This is a genomic window from Effusibacillus dendaii (assembly GCF_015097055.1).
In the GTDB taxonomy this organism is placed as follows: domain Bacteria; phylum Bacillota; class Bacilli; order Tumebacillales; family Effusibacillaceae; genus Effusibacillus; species Effusibacillus dendaii.
On the sequence record NZ_AP023366.1, the window covers coordinates 1,283,754 to 1,300,069 of the forward strand.

A 16,316-nucleotide genomic window follows, 5' to 3' on the forward strand; every position below is an offset into this window, starting at 1 on the left:
AAAATTCTGTTTGCTCGTATACGGCATCCAACCGGGAGAGAAGGTGGCCATCCTGTCCACCAACTGGCCACAGTGGGCGATCAGCGATTTTGCCCTGTCGTATCTGCCGCTGTCCCATATATTTGAACGAACGGTTGGCCAATTCGCCACCCTGGCAAGCGGCGCGGCAATCGCTTACGCCGAAAGCATTGAACAGATTCAACAAAATCTGAAGGAAGTCCGCCTCACAGTGTTATGTACTGTTCCCAGGCAATTGGAGAAGGTGTATTCCGCCGTTAATCAGAAAGTGTCCCGAATGCCTAAATGCATGCAAAATTCCCGACTGTTGCAGCGATCCATCCAGAAAAAAATCCGGTCCGGGTTGAGCGGCAGAATACGCCTGGTGGTATCAGGAGGGGCCGGATTGGCGGAAGAAATTGCTGAATTTTTCAATAAATCGGGTGTGCCGGTGTATGAAGGCTATGGCATGACCGAATCAGCGCCGGTTATTTGCGCCAATCCGCTGGGTGAGGCCCGCCCCGGCACTGTGGGTCGCCCGATTCCAGGTGTGGAGGTCAAATTGGCGGAGGATGGAGAACTGCTGGTCAAAGGCCCAAACGTGACGCAGGGATACTATCGCGCTCCGGAAGCGACCGCTGAGCTGTTCACACCGGATGGTTGGCTGCAGACAGAAGATATTGCGGCAATTCATGACGGGTATGTATCCATCGTCATCGGAAAAAGGATATTCTCGTACTGGCAACCGGTAAAAATATTGCCCCATGGCCCATCGAAAACAAAATTACACTCAGCCCCTATATCGCAGAAGCGTTGTTAATTGGCGACAAACACAACTATGTCACCTGTTTGCTGGTGCCTGATTTTTCGGCTTTACAGCCGATCGCGGCGGCAAACGGATTGGGAGAAAACCGGGAAGTATGGGTGCAGTCGGGCGTCATCCAGTCGCTTTTGCGGCAGGAAGTAAGCAGGCTGACAGAAGATTTTGCCGAATTTGAACGGCCGAAACGGGCGCTTGTGCTGAGTTCCGAATTCGTGCCGGTCTAGCCTTTCTTATTCCGTTTGCAGTCATTGTCTTCTCGCCTGTCCCACGTGTCCCGGAACAATTGGATGTAATCGGATTGATTCGTCATATCTATGCCCACAACAATGGCATCAACGATGTAAACAGCCAGGTTCTCGGCAATATGCAGCAAATTGATTCCCTGGCGACAACCCCCACACGAATTAGCGGGTATTTGTCGAATCTGCAGGGAGGTTTGGGCGAACAAGATGCGTCGCTTTCCAATTTGAACCAGTTTTAAAAGCAGGTGGAATTGAGCGATAACCTTCATCGATTGGCTGATACTCTAAAAAACGACCTGCAGAGCGTTAAAAACCATTCTGCCAACCAATCCGGTTCGATTCGGCAAATGCAAAACACATCCGGGCAAATTTCCACAATAGCCGATCAGGCTGCGGCATCAACAAACGAATTGCTGACAAACTGAGCCAAGCCGCGGCAGGAACCGATCAGCTCGTCCAAAATATGCCCTAACAGGTTGGGGGGAGACCAATAGGGTACTGAAAGCATTGGGATATGTGGTGATGGTCGTCGTGATGGGTGTTTTTCTGCAAACGACAGTGACCACCTTTTACCTCGGAAAAATTTACCACGGACTGAATACGAGCCTGGATTCCACATCCCGACTGATCACTGTCCAGAAAGCGATTATAGACAAAAACAAATCGCTGCAGAATGTAATGGTACCACCCGGCAAATAGATCAACAGGTAACGTAAACATTGGTTCAACTGAAAGAGATTACCAATCAGGATCGGGCAAATCTGTCCCGCATGAAGCAGGACACGGATGAGATGAACAGCAAGCTGCCGGGGGTGACCCCATGAAACCGATTCATAAGTTACTGAGCCTATCCATTCCCCAAAAGATCACTCTTCTATGCCTGCTGGGATTAAGGGCTAATGGGCTGATTCAAATGGGACTGCAGAACAGGATCGTGGTGAATGCGGGACAACTCAAAACACAAGTGACGGAAGCCCAGCAATTGTTTAGCGGCATGAAAGACGGATTGGGCGGGTTGACAGAGTTGAAAGCGGTGACGGTCCATATGTCTGGCAACGTACAGGAACTGCAGTCGGCAACCGCCGATATGGATCAGGGCCTGCAAACGTTAAATCAGACTGTCAGCGGTATCAATCAATCGGTTGCAGGCGACAGATCAGTCCGCCTCACAAAGCGGCCGGAAGGCCGATCAACTGACAGAAATCAACCGCTTGACCGAAGAATCGATTGCCCAGTTGACACAATTGAATGCGAAATTGTACCTGCTTCGACAACTGCCTTAGCCAAGCTTCACCGCCCAACGGGTGGAAAACTTTTTGCAACGCTGACACGAGCCTCTCCTTATACGCAAAAGACCTGCGGGGAATAAATGGATAACTCTCCGCAGGTCCCTTTTCATTCAAACACAACTTCATTCAAACGTAACAACCACTCGTACCGGATTTCCCCGTTTCTCATGCAAGGTATCCAAGGCCTCGTTTACCTGATCGATGGGGAATGTATGTGTGATCGATTCTTCCAACTGCAAACGTCCTGCTGATACCAATTCAACCAGTTGTTCAATCGTCCGCTTCGTAAAACCGTAAGAACCGAGCAGCGACAACTGTTTCCGGACAAATATGGTCGGCGGCAGAATTGTAATAGGGTCCGGTCCAAGTCCCACCACCACAACCCGGCCCCCCGAAATGACCGATTCAACAGCCTGACCGATGGTTTCTCTGAGACCGATCAGTTCGGCCGCTACGTCGACGCCCAGCCCATTCGTATGCTGCAAAATCACCTCTACAGGTGATTCTTTGGTCGAATTGACTGTAATATCTGCCCCCAGTTTACGAGCCCGTTCCAACTGATCGTCACGCACATCCACTACAAAAATCTGCTTGGCACCCGCCATCTTGGCAATCTGCACCGCATGCAGCCCTAATCCGCCAGCACCGTAAATGGCGATCGATTCTCCCGAGCGGAGTTCTGCCCGGTCAATCAACGCATGAAAAGGTGTTGCAACAGCATCCGTAATGATCGCACCGACCGTAAACGGTACGTTATCTGCAAGACGGACCAAATTTTTGGCTGGTATCACCAGATATTCGGCCAATGCCCCTTCTGTTTGAATGCCGATCACTTTTCGATTCAGACATATTTCGGCGTGGCCTGTGATACAGTTTTGACAGGAACCACAGAATATCCCGGGTGTAACAGACACACGGGTCCCAACTTCCCATCCTGTCACGTTCGCCCCGACCTTTGCCACTATACCGGCCGGTTCATGTCCAAGGGTGATAGGACGAAAAGCGGTCGGTGTAATACCTTCATATACGATATGCACATCAGAACCGCAAAGACCGACCGCCTTGATCTGCACCAGCACTTCATCATCCTTGATGTCCGGCACAGCTACCTGATCGATCCGCAACGGCTGGTTGACTTCATAAAATCTTGCCGCTTTCATGGTTATCGGAATGTTCATCAGCCAATCCCCCTAAAGAAAACTTGGCTTCACCAAGCCTCTGGCGCAGGTGGAGCCTTAGTTGCCCTTATACTGTCGAACGCTTCAAGTTATACATTCCGACAGTGTAAAGAAAACTTGGCTTCACCAAGCCTCTGGCGCAGGTGGAGCCTTAGTTGCCCTTATACTGTCGAACGCTTCAAGTTATACATTCCGACAGTGTAAAGAAAACATGGCTTCACCAAGCCTCTGGCGCAGGTGGAGCCTTAGTTGCCCTTATACTGTCGAACGCTTCAAGTTATACATTCCGACAGTGTAAAGAAAACTTGGCTTCACCAAGCCTCTGGCGCAGGTGGCGCCAAAGTTGCACCCAACAAAGTGACAAGCACTTTGTTGGGGCCCATCGCCCAATTAAAAACCCTTTGCCCCAAAAACGGGGACAAAGGGTGTCGTCGCTAAGTTGTCAGTTCCCCTAAACTGTTGTTGTTAAGAAACTTTCTGCTCAGCGAGCACTTCTGCTCCAAATGTTTTTGCCGGATTGCTCACAAACAACGTGTGGAGCGTTTCATCCGAAATACCGGCTGCCTTCAATTTCGGAATGATATTGTCAAAAATATGGGTGATATGCCAGTTGGCGACCATCTGCTGCATCGCTTCCGGCATATGTAACGGTCTGCCCAGCCAAATGTTGACCGTATCATGGGACAGCATAATCTGATTTTGATAGCCAAGACCGATTAATCCAAGCAGAACAGCTACGCGATCCACATCGTGCGGTGTACCTACGAGGCCTTCCAGGCCAAATCGGTCAAAGCCGATATTTACGCCATACTGCAGCGTTTGCAAATGATAGCTGACGTTCGTGTTTCCGTCCATATGCCCAATCATGACACGAGTCGGGTCTGCTCCATTTGACACCAGCAATTCAGCCTGTTGCGGCCCCATCGTGCCTTCCTGTGTATGGGTAAGAATGGTGATTCCCGTTTCCTTCTGTACTCTTGCAGCAGCACGGAAAAACATTTGCTCATACGGAGTGATTTGGTCTTTGCTGGAAGCCAGTTTGATAATTCCCGCTTTAATTCCAGTGTTTCCAATTCCCTCAGTGATTTCCTTCATATACATTTCATAAATTTCGTCTTCTACATTTCCCATTGCAGAACGGAATTTAAAATAGGCAGTCGCCGATTCACCTTCGTAATAGTAACCGGTGGCGCAGACGATCTGCACACCCGTCCGTTCTGAAATTTCTCGAAGAAGTTCCGGATCACGACCGCATTCATTCGGCGTCGGGTCAACAACTGTTTTTACGCCGTGCGCTTTTGCCCGTTCTGCCACCTCAATACCGATTTGCAGATAGGCGTTGCGGTCGTAAGGGCCCAACGTGGTGTCTCCCTGAAATCCGGGATAGCCGAATATAAAATGTTCGTGCATCAATGTCTTTCCTAAATCTTCAGCTGCGACAGGACCTGTTACGGTATTCACCATGTTCCCCATATCCAATTCCCCCTAAATTTTTATAATCAGCCGCAAAATGCGGTTGATTCCTTCACCATAGCGGGTTCATCCAGTTGGATTCATCGACGAGTTGGATTATTGGTCAGCCAATTCCTGTTTTGCAATTGCGTTTTTATGCACTTCATCCGGACCGTCTGCCAGGCGCAGCGTACGCGCATTTGCCCACATCGCTGCAAGCGGGAAGTCATCGCTTACGCCCGCCGCCCCAAACGCCTGGATGGCACGATCCAATACCCGCAGCGCCACATTCGGAGCCACCACTTTAATCATGGCGATTTCCTTCTTCGCCACCTTGTTGCCGACCGTATCCATCATAAACGCGGCTTTCAGTGTAAGAAGACGCGCCTGTTCAATTTCAATCCGGGATTCGGCAATCCATTGCCGGATGACACCTTGATCAGCCAACGGTTTGCCGAACGCTACCCGATTTTTCACACGTTTTACCATCAATTCAAGCGCCCGTTCCGCCACGCCGATCGAGCGCATACAGTGATGGATGCGGCCTGGTCCGAGGCGTCCCTGTGCGATAGCAAATCCTTTTCCTTCTTCCCAGAGGATGTTGCTCACCGGTACGCGCACATCGGTAAAGGTAATTTCGCCGTGCCCGTGAGGCGCATGGTCGTATCCGAATACAGGCAGCATGCGCTCGATTTTGACACCCGGTGTATCCAACGGAACCAAAATCATTGATTGCTGCTCATGGCGAGCTGCATTCGGGTCTGTTTTACCCATAAAAATGGATATTTTGCAACGGGGGTCGCCTGCGCCGGATGACCACCATTTACGTGCATTGATGACATATTCGTCACCCTCCCGCACGATGCTGGCCTGAATGTTGGTGGCATCCGATGAAGCGACATCCGGTTCCGTCATCGAGAAGCAGGAACGGATTTCCCCGTTTAACAACGGAACCAGCCATTTCTCCTGCTGCTCTTTCGTTCCATAACGAACCAATACCTCCATGTTCCCCGTATCAGGCGCGCTGCAGTTAAAAACTTCCGGTCCGATATGGGAACGACCCATAATTTCGGCAAGCGGAGCGTATTCAAGATTGGTCAGCCCTGCTCCGTAATCGCTTTCCGGCAAAAACAGGTTCCACAGTCCGGCCGATTTGGCTTTCGCTTTCATTTCCTCCATCACCGCCGGAACCGTCCAGCGGCTTTCTGCCTCGCGCACTTGCTGTTCATACACCTTTTCGTTCGGGTAGACTACTTCTTCCATAAATTCAGTCACTTGTTTGCGCAGTTTGTTCACTTTGTCTGAATACTCAAAGTTCATGCGGCTCTCCCCTTTAGCTTTTTAGTGTAAAGATGCTTATTTTTTCAAGCTGGCCATCTCTTGCTCCTGCAATAAGCGCCAAAGAATTTTGCCGCTGCCGGACACTGGCAAGCTTTCGACAAACTGTACAATGCGAGGGTATTTATAAGCAGCCATTTGCTCTTTTGACCAGTCAATAATCTCCTGCTCGGTAACTTTTCCACGGTCTTTTTCGTTTAAAATCACGTATGCTTTCACCGTTTCGCCCCGTTTTTCATCCGGAACGCCAATCACGCATGCCTGTTGAACAGCGGGATGTTTGTACAGGATCGACTCCACTTCAGTCGGCCATACTTTGAAACCGGAAGCGTTGATCATACGCTTCACCCGATCCACCATGAAGAAATATCCTTCTTCATCGTATCGACCGATATCACCGGTACGGAAAAACCGTTTTCCATCCAGTTCGATAAACGATTTCTCCGTTTCCTCCGGGCGCTGCCAATATCCCTTAAATACCTGCGGTCCATTGACAATAATTTCGCCTTCTTCATTGGGCCCCAATTCACGAAGCGTTTCCGGATCTATAATTCTTGCATCCACATCAAAATGGGGAATGCCCAGACATTGCATTTTTGGACGATCGCCCGGATTGGTATGCGTTTGAGAAATCGTTTCGCTCAGCCCATATCCTTCCGCGTATCGTACTCCCGTCATATCAAACAGCTTCTGGCCGACTGCTTCAGGCAATGGTGCGCCGCCGCCGCCGATTGCTTTCAACGACGAAATGTCGTAGTCGGAAATGCGCGGGTTGGAGAGGAAATCCACCAGCATCGTGCTGATATTCGTCCAGTGCGTACAGCCGTACCGCTGAATCAGATCGGCCGCAATTTCGCGGTTCCAACGGGTCATCAAAACCATCGTGCTGCCGGAAAAAATCGGGGCATTCATGCTGTGCTGCATTCCGGTCACATGGAAGAGAGGCAAAACGCTTAGGCAGACCGCATTTGGTGTAAGCGTATTCCAAACAACAGCGCCGACGAGCGTAGCCTGCATCGTGGCATGCGTGTGCATACACCCTTTCGGTTTGCCCGTAGTGCCGGAAGTATACGGCAAGCTTGCGAGATCATCCGACTCAACTTCCAGTTCATCCGGCTGCATATTTTCCGAAAGCGCTGTTTTCCAAGCAGTAACAGAAGGATTGTCAATTCTTACAGCAGCAGACGTAATGTCAGGTGTAAGCGGGTACTCCACATCGGAAGGCAAGTATTCGGAATAAGCTGCCACAATCACATTTTGCAGAGGCGTCGTACCGATCAGCGGAGCAATCCTTTCATACAATTCTTGCCCGACAACGGCAACTTTCGAATCACAGTCTTCCATATAAAACCGCAACTCTTCCGTAACATTCATCGGATTGAGCGGAACCACGATCGCATTGGCTCGCAGAATGGCATAAAAGGCGATCATAAACTGCGGAGAATTTTGCATGTACAAAACAACGCGGTCGCCCTTTGACACTCCAAGCCGATTTTGCAGATAACCTGCCAGGGCATCAACTTGTGTCAAAAATTGCTGATAGGTGATCGCGTTTCCGTAATAAAGAATCGCCGTTTTGTCCGGATATCGCCGAGCGCTCACTAGCAAGTTATCATAGAGTGTCGTTTTTGGTAGTACCAGTGACTTGGGAATCCGATTTGGCCAAAACTCATGATGACGCGTGTTCATTACTATCCCGCCCCCCATTCCGATCATCATATGATGTAAAGTACAATCTATTTCGATAAATATATTGTAATTCATCCGCTAGTTATACACCAGTCAAAATTTTCGATAAAATCCGACTTCGATTTGCGGCCGATAATCTTAATTAGTATTAGTTCCCCATGAAAAACTACTTGTTTCGTCTTCTGATAACTGTAATTGGAAAATAGGGTCGTTCCCGACTGGAAATTATCTTTTTGTTTATCTTTGGTTCTTACTGGAGGACTATTTTGCTGCTTTTTTGCTTCATAGTGCGGCTTAATCGGTTGAGGTTACGGGCAAAAATGGCATAACCAGTCCAAGCCCCGGTTCCTTGTTTTCCATGGAACAGGCTTCTACGGAGTCCGTAACAACGTTTTAAGACACTAATAGTGGCTTCTCCCGCTGCCCGGAATCGCTGCAGTCTCTTGAATCCTGATGTTTTCTCGAATTCTCGTCGTTCCCTGCTGGTTTTACCTTTGCGAGGCAGACGGATCTTTTTGACTCCTCGTTGCCGAAGCGACTCTTCATTGGATTTACTGGAGAATCCACGGTCTGTGGCTACGGCAGTCGGGACTCTTTGAAACGTCTCTTCAAATCGGTCAAGGGAGTCGTTGAGCAGCGTGTCGTCACCGGGATTTCCTTCGAATACGTCATAACCAACAATGATTTGATCCTCAGTCTCTTCTAAAAGAACCTTGTAGCCGAATTCAGTCCGCGGTAATAACCTGTTGATCACTTTGGATGGAAGGGACTTCGCCTTCTCGGTTGTCTCCTGCAAAAGCGTCCAACCCGAGCGCACCACATCCTGAGTTACATCCAGAATTTCGCCTGTAATCTGGCGGACTTCCGAAATAGCTTCTTGTGTGCGGCGCTTAAGAACCTTGCTAATTGAAAATACCTTGTTACGAATCGTCCGACTGCGGTCCTTGATTTGAGAGGTCAGTTCAGTGCTGCTTTCTTTCATAGCTTTTGCAATACGCGTGATGACGCGTACACCATCCTGCAGCAAACTTGCATCGGTAGGATAGTGAATATCGGTTTCCACCACAGGGGATCGGATGTAAATGAAAATATAGTGTTCTTCGGATCTCGTTGGGATGTACCCGCTTTATTGAGACTTTCAAACATTGTCGTACTTGCTTCCCTACAGGATATGCACCCGTATACGCTAATGGAAGCGCAAGTTGCAGGCAAAGCCTGTGTCACCTCAGTTGCCGGCGGAATACCTGAAGTCGTACAACATGGAGAAACAGGCTTAATCTTTAAAACAGGAAACAGCGTGCAACGCTGAAAAAATATTGGAGTTAATGAACGATCCGGGCCTCCGTCTCAGATTGGCGGCAAATGCGGCCAAAAGGGGGAGAGTGCAATATTCCTCCGCAACGTTGTTTGAAAAGACAATGAACATGTACGAGCTGACACTCGATGCAAAAAACTCACCAACTCCTTACAGCCTGGAAACACCGAATTTAATTGGCCAGTACGGGTTGGTAAAAACCAGAACAGGTAAGGAAGATCCCGTTACAAAACTTTTTCAATTCGAATCGGACTCCTCAAAATTAGATGTTAATCAATGGCACCATGTTTTAAAAAGTGTCCCGATTGACTACTCGATTCCTGATTCTGTTTATATAAAAGGTTTAGCCGAATATAAAGATTCCGCTCCCCACACGGCTCCGGAGACGGCCATGCAGGCAGGTCAAACGCCGGAGCGGGTGACGGACGCTTCGGAAGACTGAGGTAGTAAAGCAGGTCTGCAGCAACAAAATCACCGGTAAAAGGATGAATATAGTAGTGAGATGTACTATGTATCATCCTTCATCTGTCTGAGTCATTATTCTTACCTTACAGTTGTTGCTGCAGAATCATTTCGTTCATCCGCTTTAACTGGTCGATCTTTTTCTCAAGTACCGTATCAATCGTTTCCACATAGGCTTTCGGTTCCCGTGGATTGCCAAGCCGTCCAAAGCTCCGGCCGTCAGGTCCAATCAGCTTGGTCGATGCACCGCCACCAAGTCCGATAATGCACTGCCTTTCTTCCATGATGCTGATATTGTAAATCCCCTCTTTACCAGGCATGGCATATCCGGTATTTTCCAGATTGCCAAGAATATTTTTTTGCCGATACACATAATAAGGGCGATAACCCAAATCCCGCGCCCACCGGTCTGTCTCCGCCATCATCATTCGCACCAACTGCGTGTGGGGAATCGTAAACCTGTCTTTTTCTTTGTTCACTACAGCTGTCCGCTTAAATGACATCGTATGCACCGTTACGGAATCTGGCTGAAGCGCTCCGATTCGCTCCCGTGTATAACGCACATCGTCCAAATCCTCACCTGGCAGCCCCAGGATCATGTCCATATTAATATTTTCAAACCCTGCCTCTTTCACCAGACGGAAACGCCGATCGACGATGTCCGGTGTATGGCCGCGCCCGATCGTTTTTAAGGTTTCTGCCTTATAGGTCTGCGGATTCACCGAAATCCGGTTGACAAAAAAACGCCGCAGTACTTCTACCCGTTCCGGCGTAATCGTGTCTGGCCGCCCAGCTTCCACCGTAAATTCTCGCCAAATGCCGCTTTTTGCCATGCCATTTCGACCCGCTTCCCTGCCCCGCTTTGCCCATGCTTCCCCGCCCGGTATCTCCCGATACAGCATTTCCATCAGAAATTCCAACTCCGGCGGATTCAAACTGGTAGGCGTGCCGCCGCCCAGGTATACACTGGTGACCGGAATCCGGTATTCCCGTAAAAATCGGCCCACCGCCGCAAACTCCTTTTCCAGCGCCCGCAAAAAATCGGCCGCATACGTATACTTGTCTTCCATTGAATAAGCGGGAAACGTACAATATGCGCAGTGTGTCGGGCAAAACGGGATGCCGATGTAAAGGCTGGCCTGATCGGCAATCTGATAAAGATCGGGCAGCGCATCCTGCTGGGCATCCAAAATGTCGAACAACAAACGAATCCGGTCCGGGGCAATCCGATAATGATCCTGCAGCACACACACAATCTCTTGCTGCGGCATTCCGCTTTGCACCATACCGTGCACCAGTTTCATAGGCCGAACGCCTGTCAGAATCCCCCACGGTTGGCCTTCTCCTGTATAATCAGCCAAACAATCATGCAGAGCCTGCAGAACCGTTTGCTTGCACTTTTTGCGACGGGCAGCTTGCTCCATATCCGCCACCGCAAGTTGCCCGGAACTGCCGGTTGACCGTACCGTCCCTTTTTCGGACAGTTCGGCCTCCGCTGCAATCTGTTCCTGCCCGTCAAACAAACGGATACGGATTTCCAGATCCGGATCTCCATACGGTTCAAATGTCACAATATCTTCTTCAAAAAACAGATAGGTCATCCGTTCAACTTCCACCTGAAAATCAAATCCTATCTGGTTGACAAAAATACGCATTGCCAACCTCCTTCCCAAACGTGCCGCTGTCTTCTCTCTACTATACTCCGAGTTGTATCCTTTCCGTCAACTGTCTGCTTCCCTATTCGCACACGCGGTACTGACACACGCCGCGTTAACTCCGGATCGCGTTTTGACAGATTCCCCTCACATCCTGTTTCGACACCACGTAGTTGCTTGAAACTGCTGCCTCTTGCCAGACGAACACCTTTAGGGAACCATCATGCCGATCCATCCCCGTTCCCAAATGACCAACCGATTGATGGAACTGTGCCTGCCAACTCGTTTGCATTCCGATCGCCCCCTTCTCTTGCCAATTAGTTTCACCAGAAGAGGCGGAATCAAACCGGATCGAAAGCCCGATCGATCAAAAACAGGCTGCCTTTCCAAAAGGCAACCTGTCGCATAAACGAAATATTTTCGAATCAAACGCAACCCGTTTGGCAAAACTTACTTGACGACAATTTTGTTCGGGTGGTCAGCCACCACACGTCCGATTACGGCCGCCGTTTCCACACCGTTCTTTTTCAGTGCTTCCACAAGCGATTCTGCTTCCGCTTCCGGAACTGACAACAACAGTCCGCCGGAAGTCACGGCATCGCAAAGAACTTTGCGGGTGACTTCGTCAATCGACTCATCATACTGCACATCGTCCGCCAACCATTCATAATTGCGCAGCGAACCGCCAGGGATGATGCCTTGTTTCGCCAATTCATAAGCGTCCGGCAGCATGGGGACTGAGTTTTTGTCAATTTCAACACCGACACATGCGCCGCGCGCCATTTCCGCCGCATGCCCCAACAGGCCAAAACCGGTGATGTCCGTGCATGCATGCACGGTATAATGGTGTGCGGTTTCAGCTGCCGCTTTGTTCAAAGTGGCCATCACCGTTTCCACCTGCCGGATCGCTTCCGGGGTGGCCTTTGCCCGTTTAATGGCGGTTGTCACAATGCCCACGCCTATCGGTTTGGTGAGGACCAACCGGTCACCTGCACGAGCGCCTGCATTCGTCCAGACTTTGTCCGGATGCACAATGCCGGTCACCGCCATCCCGAATTTCGGGTCAGAATCATCAATCGAATGACCTCCCGCAATGACAGCTCCCGCCTCACGCACTTTATCCGCTCCGCCGCGCAAAATTTCGGCCAGAATTTTCTTGTCCAGCTTGCTGACCGGAAATCCGACAATATTTAAAACGGTCAGCGGTTTGCCTCCCATTGCGTATACGTCAGATAACGCGTTTGCTGCCGCAATTGCGCCGAACATATAGGGATCATCCACGATCGGCGTAAAATAATCGACCGTCTGCACGATCGCCGTATCGTCCGATAGTTTGTAAACACCTGCATCATCAGACGTATCAAGCCCGACAATCAGGTTGGCATCAGGCAAATTTTTGGGTAAGTAGCTCAATACTTGAGCCAAATCGGCCGGGCCGATTTTACAGCCTCAGCCTGCTTTTTCTGATAAAAGCGTCAGCCGTACGGCCTCAGCGGGCGTCACCGCATCAGCCGAGCCGCTGATAGGCGTCACGGATGCTGCTGACGCATTCGTCAATTTCGGTTGGGAATAATGTTCGGACATCGAGTAATAAAGCCTCCTTTCGAATTGTTGCCATGACTGGCAAATCTACTTGACGCATAGCGCTTTCAAGCGCATTCAGACTGAACTGGGAAGACCGTATGGCAACCGCGTAAGTCGGAAGATCTTCTGTCGGCAGACTGCCTCCGCCGACCTGTGACACTGTTTCTGTCACTTCCACAACCGCCTGTCCAGCAAATACATTTACAAGCTGTTCAGCCAGGCGATGCGCCTCGTGAACCAACTCTTCCTTCCGTCTTGTCAGCAAATAAAGAGTCGGAATCTCCCGGATCGCCCGCTGTTCATCGAGGTAGAGCAGCAACGTGGCCTCCAGCGCCGCCAACGTCAATTTGTCTACACGTAAAGCCCTCGTCAGTTGATTCCGTTTAATCCGATTGATAAACGTTTGCTTTCCTGCGATAATGCCTGCCTGTGTCCCGCCCAGCAGCTTGTCGCCGGAGAAGGACACAATGTCCACCCCCGCCGCCAGGGAAGCGCCGACAGTCGGTTCATCGCCGATGCCATATTTGCGTAAATCAATTAACGAGCCGGAGCCCAAGTCCTCATAGACAGGAATCCTGTGGTCATGTGACAGTGTAACCAAATCGGCCAAATCCGGTTGATACGTAAATCCGACGATTCGAAAATTGCTGGTGTGCGCCCTCATGATCAGGGCCGTGTTTTCGCCGATTGCCTGGATGTAATCCCGTTCATGCGTCTTGTTTGTGGTTCCTACTTCCACCAGAACCGCGCCCGACTCCTTCATGACTTCCGAAACCCGGAACGAACCGCCAATCTCCACAAGCTGCCCGCGTGATACGATTACCTCCCGCCCTTTTGCCATCTCCCGCAGCACAAGCAAAACGGCTGCCGCGTTGTTGTTCACCACCAAAGCGGCCTCCGCTCCCGTTAACCGGCAGATCAACTGCTCTACATGGTCATAACGGGACCCTCGCTCACCTGTTTCCAAATTCAGCTCCAGATTGGAATAGCCTCTCGCCGTACGCTCGATCGCCTCCAGGGCCGGGGCAGCCAAGGGAGCTCTGCCGAGATTGGTGTGAAGCACAACGCCTGTCGCATTCAACACGCGGCGGAAGTTCGGACGAAACCGGCCCTGCATATAACGGATCGTTTCCTCTAAAAGCTCTGCCTCCGCCACTTCCGTCACTCGTTGACCGGACAGAATCTGTTGTCTGGCGGCGTCCACAATGGCGGCAATTGCTTCCGATACGAGGTCATGCGAATAATGTACGGACAACTGCCGGGCTATCGGATGTTCAAGCAACCGATGTACTGCCGGAAGTTTACGCAGTAAAGCGGAATTCGGTTTGGCTGACATACTGACACCTCAAAAAATCAACGTTGTTCTCTATTTTACCGAAGCGGTCAACTAACTTCAAATACAGCCTTCCAAATTGAAAGCCGGCTTACAAAACAGATCCTTTAATTGAAAACCCACTTGCCAAACAGCTCTCCATCTGCCGACCTACCTATTGACTGGCGGATAGGCAATGGATAAAATTTAGTTAAGGGAAACTTTTTTAACCATAAAAAAAACATTTGCGGACAACGAATTTATTTTCTCATCACCAAATTACCTGCATACACATAAGGTAAGTGCAGAAAGGGGTGACATCGATCTTATGGAAAACATCCAGCCTCAATCGTTTCCGACACTTTCGTCTCATGGAAAACTGTTTACTTTTCGTAAACTCTTGCCTTTTCTCGGGCCTGCTTTTATCGTTTCGGTGGGATACATCGACCCTGGCAACTGGGCAACCAACATTGCCGGCGGGTCCAGTTTTGGATACAAGTTGCTTTGGGTATTGCTCTTGTCCAATCTGATGGCGATTCTGCTGCAAGTGCTGGCGGCTAAATTAGGAATTGCAACCGGCCGGTCGCTTGCCGAGAACTGCCGGGAGAATTTTGCCAAACCAATTGTCTATTTTCTTTGGATCACAGCTACATTGGCCGCAATGGCGACCGATCTGGCGGAGTTCTTGGGAGCGGCGCTCGGTTTTAAAATCCTCTTGAACATTCCCATGTTTCCGGCTGCCTTGATTGCGGGCGTTGCCGTATTTTTCTTCCTTTGGTTGAAAAAATTTGGACACCGATCACTTGAAACGGTAATTTTTCTGCTGGTGGCGCTGGTGGGAATCGGGTATCTGGTGGAGCTGTTTTGGGCAAAACCGGATTGGGGTGCCATCGGGCAAAATATTTTTGTACCCAGCATTGATTCACAAAGCATACTGGTTGCCATTGGGATGCTCGGTGCCACGGTGATGCCCCATAATATTTTTCTGCATTCAGACATTGTCAAAAGCCGTTTGATCCCTGGCAACAAGGAACACAATCGAAATTTGCTGCGGTTTACCAAAATCGATTCTGTGGTTGCGCTAAACCTCGCGTGGTTCATCAATTCGGCCATGATTATCATGGCGGCCGCCGTATTTTTCAAAAACGGGATTGCTGTAGAATCGATCGAACAGGCGCATGCTACGCTGACACCTCTGCTCGGGACTGCTTCCAGCATGATTTTTGGTATTGCATTGCTGTCGGCGGGCCTGTCCTCGGCGACAACCGGAACTATGGCGGGACAGTCGATTTTGGAAGGATTCATGCATATCCGCTTGTCTCCTTTTGTTACCCGGCTGATTACGATGATTCCGGCCCTGGTATTAATCGGACTGCAGGTTGACACCTTGCAGGTGCTTGTCCTTTCCCAGGTGGTATTGTCACTGCAGCTTCCGTTTACGATTGTGCCACTGATCCTATTCACGCGATCCAAGAAACTAATGGGCGAATTCGCGAACAAACCGTGGGTCAATACGCTGGCCTACCTGATTGCAGCGATTGTGATTCTATTGAACGGATTGCTTCTCTATCAAACGTTTGGCGGCAAGTTTACGTTTTAATTGAAATCAATCTGTCCGTGGCCTGTACGGCCACGGTTTTTTCTGTTGTAGAGACAAAGTCCGTCTGTGCGGCTAGCTTTTACGGAGTGCGGGACTGTACACGCTGTTCCACATACGAGATGCGTTCTCTAGCCCAACGCCGAAGCGGGCGTGCGGCTGCCGCTTGAGCGGTACCTGCACGTCCACTGCGGGCGATGGCAAAAAACATCTGCATTCGCATACACTGCATGACGGTCCTCACTCCGTAAGAAGCAGCAACTCTGTCTCCTGAGCGTATTTGACAAGCGCCCCCTGTTAACGTTACATAATAACCATTACGATTTGCAAACAGGTGTGGGACACCGCTTTGAAAGAGACGGGTACTGTTCGTCCTGCCAGGC

The 16,316-nt window shown here is 50.0% G+C and carries 19 protein-coding genes; 9 read left to right on the forward strand and 10 right to left on the reverse strand.

Annotated features, from left to right (window positions below):
• Positions 1–10: 10 nt before the first annotated feature.
• The 6 genes from skT53_RS06810 (at position 11) to skT53_RS06835 (ending at position 2,431) form a co-directional block, all read left to right on the forward strand.
• On the forward strand, positions 11–817 hold the full coding sequence (locus skT53_RS06810) for an AMP-binding protein (protein ID WP_200760355.1): 807 nt from the start codon (positions 11–13) through the stop codon (positions 815–817).
• On the forward strand, positions 781–1,044 hold the full coding sequence (locus tag skT53_RS06815; RefSeq protein ID WP_449757739.1) for a hypothetical protein: 264 nt from the start codon (positions 781–783) through the stop codon (positions 1,042–1,044). The genes skT53_RS06810 and skT53_RS06815 overlap by 37 nt, the downstream gene beginning before the upstream one ends.
• A 74-nt stretch (positions 1,045–1,118) precedes the next feature.
• The gene (locus skT53_RS06820) at positions 1,119–1,301 is read left to right on the forward strand and encodes a hypothetical protein (protein ID WP_200760357.1); all 183 of its coding nucleotides are present in this window, start codon (positions 1,119–1,121) and stop codon (positions 1,299–1,301) included.
• A 12-nt stretch (positions 1,302–1,313) separates the two neighbouring features.
• Entirely contained in the window at positions 1,314–1,487 is a 174-nt protein-coding gene (locus tag skT53_RS06825) for a hypothetical protein (RefSeq protein ID WP_200760358.1), read from the forward strand.
• Between the two features lie 97 nt (positions 1,488–1,584).
• Positions 1,585–1,761 (forward strand): hypothetical protein, encoded by a 177-nt coding sequence (locus skT53_RS06830; RefSeq protein WP_200760359.1) that lies wholly within the window; start codon positions 1,585–1,587, stop codon positions 1,759–1,761.
• A 121-nt stretch (positions 1,762–1,882) separates the two neighbouring features.
• On the forward strand, positions 1,883–2,431 hold the full coding sequence (locus skT53_RS06835) for a hypothetical protein (RefSeq protein ID WP_200760360.1): 549 nt from the start codon (positions 1,883–1,885) through the stop codon (positions 2,429–2,431).
• Between the two features lie 42 nt (positions 2,432–2,473).
• On the opposite strand, the gene skT53_RS06840 is transcribed toward skT53_RS06835, so the two are convergent.
• From skT53_RS06840 to skT53_RS06860, 5 genes are all read right to left on the reverse strand, one after another.
• The gene (locus skT53_RS06840; RefSeq protein WP_200760361.1) at positions 2,474–3,529 is read right to left on the reverse strand and encodes a zinc-dependent alcohol dehydrogenase; all 1,056 of its coding nucleotides are present in this window, start codon (positions 3,527–3,529) and stop codon (positions 2,474–2,476) included.
• A 465-nt stretch (positions 3,530–3,994) separates the two neighbouring features.
• Positions 3,995–5,002, reverse strand: coding sequence for a phosphotriesterase family protein (locus skT53_RS06845; protein WP_200760362.1), 1,008 nt, complete (start codon positions 5,000–5,002; stop codon positions 3,995–3,997).
• A gap of 96 nt (positions 5,003–5,098) precedes the next feature.
• Positions 5,099–6,301, reverse strand: a complete 1,203-nt coding sequence (locus tag skT53_RS06850) for an acyl-CoA dehydrogenase (RefSeq protein ID WP_200760363.1) — start codon at positions 6,299–6,301, stop codon at positions 5,099–5,101.
• 36 nt (positions 6,302–6,337) lie between these two features.
• On the reverse strand, positions 6,338–8,008 hold the full coding sequence (locus tag skT53_RS06855) for a long-chain fatty acid--CoA ligase (RefSeq protein ID WP_200760364.1): 1,671 nt from the start codon (positions 8,006–8,008) through the stop codon (positions 6,338–6,340).
• Positions 8,009–8,258: 250 nt separating this feature from the next.
• Positions 8,259–9,071, reverse strand: coding sequence for a transposase (locus skT53_RS06860; protein ID WP_200760365.1), 813 nt, complete (start codon positions 9,069–9,071; stop codon positions 8,259–8,261).
• Here skT53_RS06860 and skT53_RS19135 point away from each other — a divergent pair.
• Together skT53_RS19135 and skT53_RS06870 are read left to right on the forward strand one after the other, a co-directional pair.
• Positions 9,054–9,317, forward strand: a complete 264-nt coding sequence (locus tag skT53_RS19135; protein WP_200760366.1) for a glycosyltransferase — start codon at positions 9,054–9,056, stop codon at positions 9,315–9,317. The two genes, skT53_RS06860 and skT53_RS19135, sit on opposite strands and share 18 nt — an antisense overlap.
• Positions 9,318–9,333: 16 nt before the next feature.
• Entirely contained in the window at positions 9,334–9,765 is a 432-nt protein-coding gene (locus skT53_RS06870; RefSeq protein WP_200760367.1) for a hypothetical protein, read from the forward strand.
• Between the two features lie 106 nt (positions 9,766–9,871).
• Here the strand turns inward: skT53_RS06870 and hemZ are convergent, their stop codons facing one another.
• The 4 genes from hemZ to selA all read right to left on the reverse strand — a co-directional run bounded on the left by hemZ (position 9,872) and on the right by selA (position 14,360).
• A complete protein-coding gene (hemZ, locus tag skT53_RS06875; protein WP_200760368.1) occupies positions 9,872–11,440 on the reverse strand; it encodes a coproporphyrinogen dehydrogenase HemZ in 1,569 nt (522 codons plus the stop codon).
• 115 nt (positions 11,441–11,555) lie between these two features.
• Complete coding sequence (locus tag skT53_RS06880) at positions 11,556–11,732, reverse strand: hypothetical protein (RefSeq protein ID WP_200760369.1); 177 nt, start codon at positions 11,730–11,732, stop codon at positions 11,556–11,558.
• A 158-nt stretch (positions 11,733–11,890) separates the two neighbouring features.
• Complete coding sequence (gene selD / locus skT53_RS06885) at positions 11,891–12,943, reverse strand: selenide, water dikinase SelD (protein ID WP_226375427.1); 1,053 nt, start codon at positions 12,941–12,943, stop codon at positions 11,891–11,893.
• A gap of 4 nt (positions 12,944–12,947) precedes the next feature.
• Positions 12,948–14,360: an L-seryl-tRNA(Sec) selenium transferase gene (gene selA / locus skT53_RS06890; protein ID WP_200760371.1), complete on the reverse strand. Its 1,413-nt coding sequence runs from the start codon at positions 14,358–14,360 to the stop codon at positions 12,948–12,950.
• Positions 14,361–14,664: 304 nt separating this feature from the next.
• On the opposite strand from selA, the gene skT53_RS06895 reads away from it, so the two are divergent.
• Positions 14,665–15,936: an Nramp family divalent metal transporter gene (locus tag skT53_RS06895; RefSeq protein ID WP_200760372.1), complete on the forward strand. Its 1,272-nt coding sequence runs from the start codon at positions 14,665–14,667 to the stop codon at positions 15,934–15,936.
• Positions 15,937–16,015: 79 nt separating this feature from the next.
• Here the strand turns inward: skT53_RS06895 and skT53_RS06900 are convergent, their stop codons facing one another.
• On the reverse strand, positions 16,016–16,165 hold the full coding sequence (locus tag skT53_RS06900) for a hypothetical protein (RefSeq protein WP_200760373.1): 150 nt from the start codon (positions 16,163–16,165) through the stop codon (positions 16,016–16,018).
• Positions 16,166–16,316 lie beyond the last annotated feature (151 nt).

Excerpts from the sequence above, each read along its gene's own strand:
- skT53_RS06830 (WP_200760359.1), top strand. The coding sequence starts at position 1,585 with ATGGTCGTCGTGATGGGTGTTTTTCTGCAAACGACAGTGACCACCTTT.
- skT53_RS06835 (WP_200760360.1), top strand. The coding sequence starts at position 1,883 with ATGAAACCGATTCATAAGTTACTGAGCCTATCCATTCCCCAAAAGATC.
- skT53_RS06840 (WP_200760361.1), bottom strand. The coding sequence starts at position 3,529 with ATGAACATTCCGATAACCATGAAAGCGGCAAGATTTTATGAAGTCAAC.
- skT53_RS06845 (WP_200760362.1), bottom strand. The coding sequence starts at position 5,002 with ATGGGGAACATGGTGAATACCGTAACAGGTCCTGTCGCAGCTGAAGAT.
- skT53_RS06850 (WP_200760363.1), bottom strand. The coding sequence starts at position 6,301 with ATGAACTTTGAGTATTCAGACAAAGTGAACAAACTGCGCAAACAAGTG.
- skT53_RS06855 (WP_200760364.1), bottom strand. The coding sequence starts at position 8,008 with ATGAACACGCGTCATCATGAGTTTTGGCCAAATCGGATTCCCAAGTCA.
- skT53_RS06870 (WP_200760367.1), top strand. The coding sequence starts at position 9,334 with ATGAACGATCCGGGCCTCCGTCTCAGATTGGCGGCAAATGCGGCCAAA.
- hemZ (WP_200760368.1), bottom strand. The coding sequence starts at position 11,440 with ATGCGTATTTTTGTCAACCAGATAGGATTTGATTTTCAGGTGGAAGTT.
- skT53_RS06880 (WP_200760369.1), bottom strand. The coding sequence starts at position 11,732 with ATGCAAACGAGTTGGCAGGCACAGTTCCATCAATCGGTTGGTCATTTG.
- selA (WP_200760371.1), bottom strand. The coding sequence starts at position 14,360 with ATGTCAGCCAAACCGAATTCCGCTTTACTGCGTAAACTTCCGGCAGTA.
- skT53_RS06895 (WP_200760372.1), top strand. The coding sequence starts at position 14,665 with ATGGAAAACATCCAGCCTCAATCGTTTCCGACACTTTCGTCTCATGGA.
- skT53_RS06900 (WP_200760373.1), bottom strand. The coding sequence starts at position 16,165 with ATGCAGTGTATGCGAATGCAGATGTTTTTTGCCATCGCCCGCAGTGGA.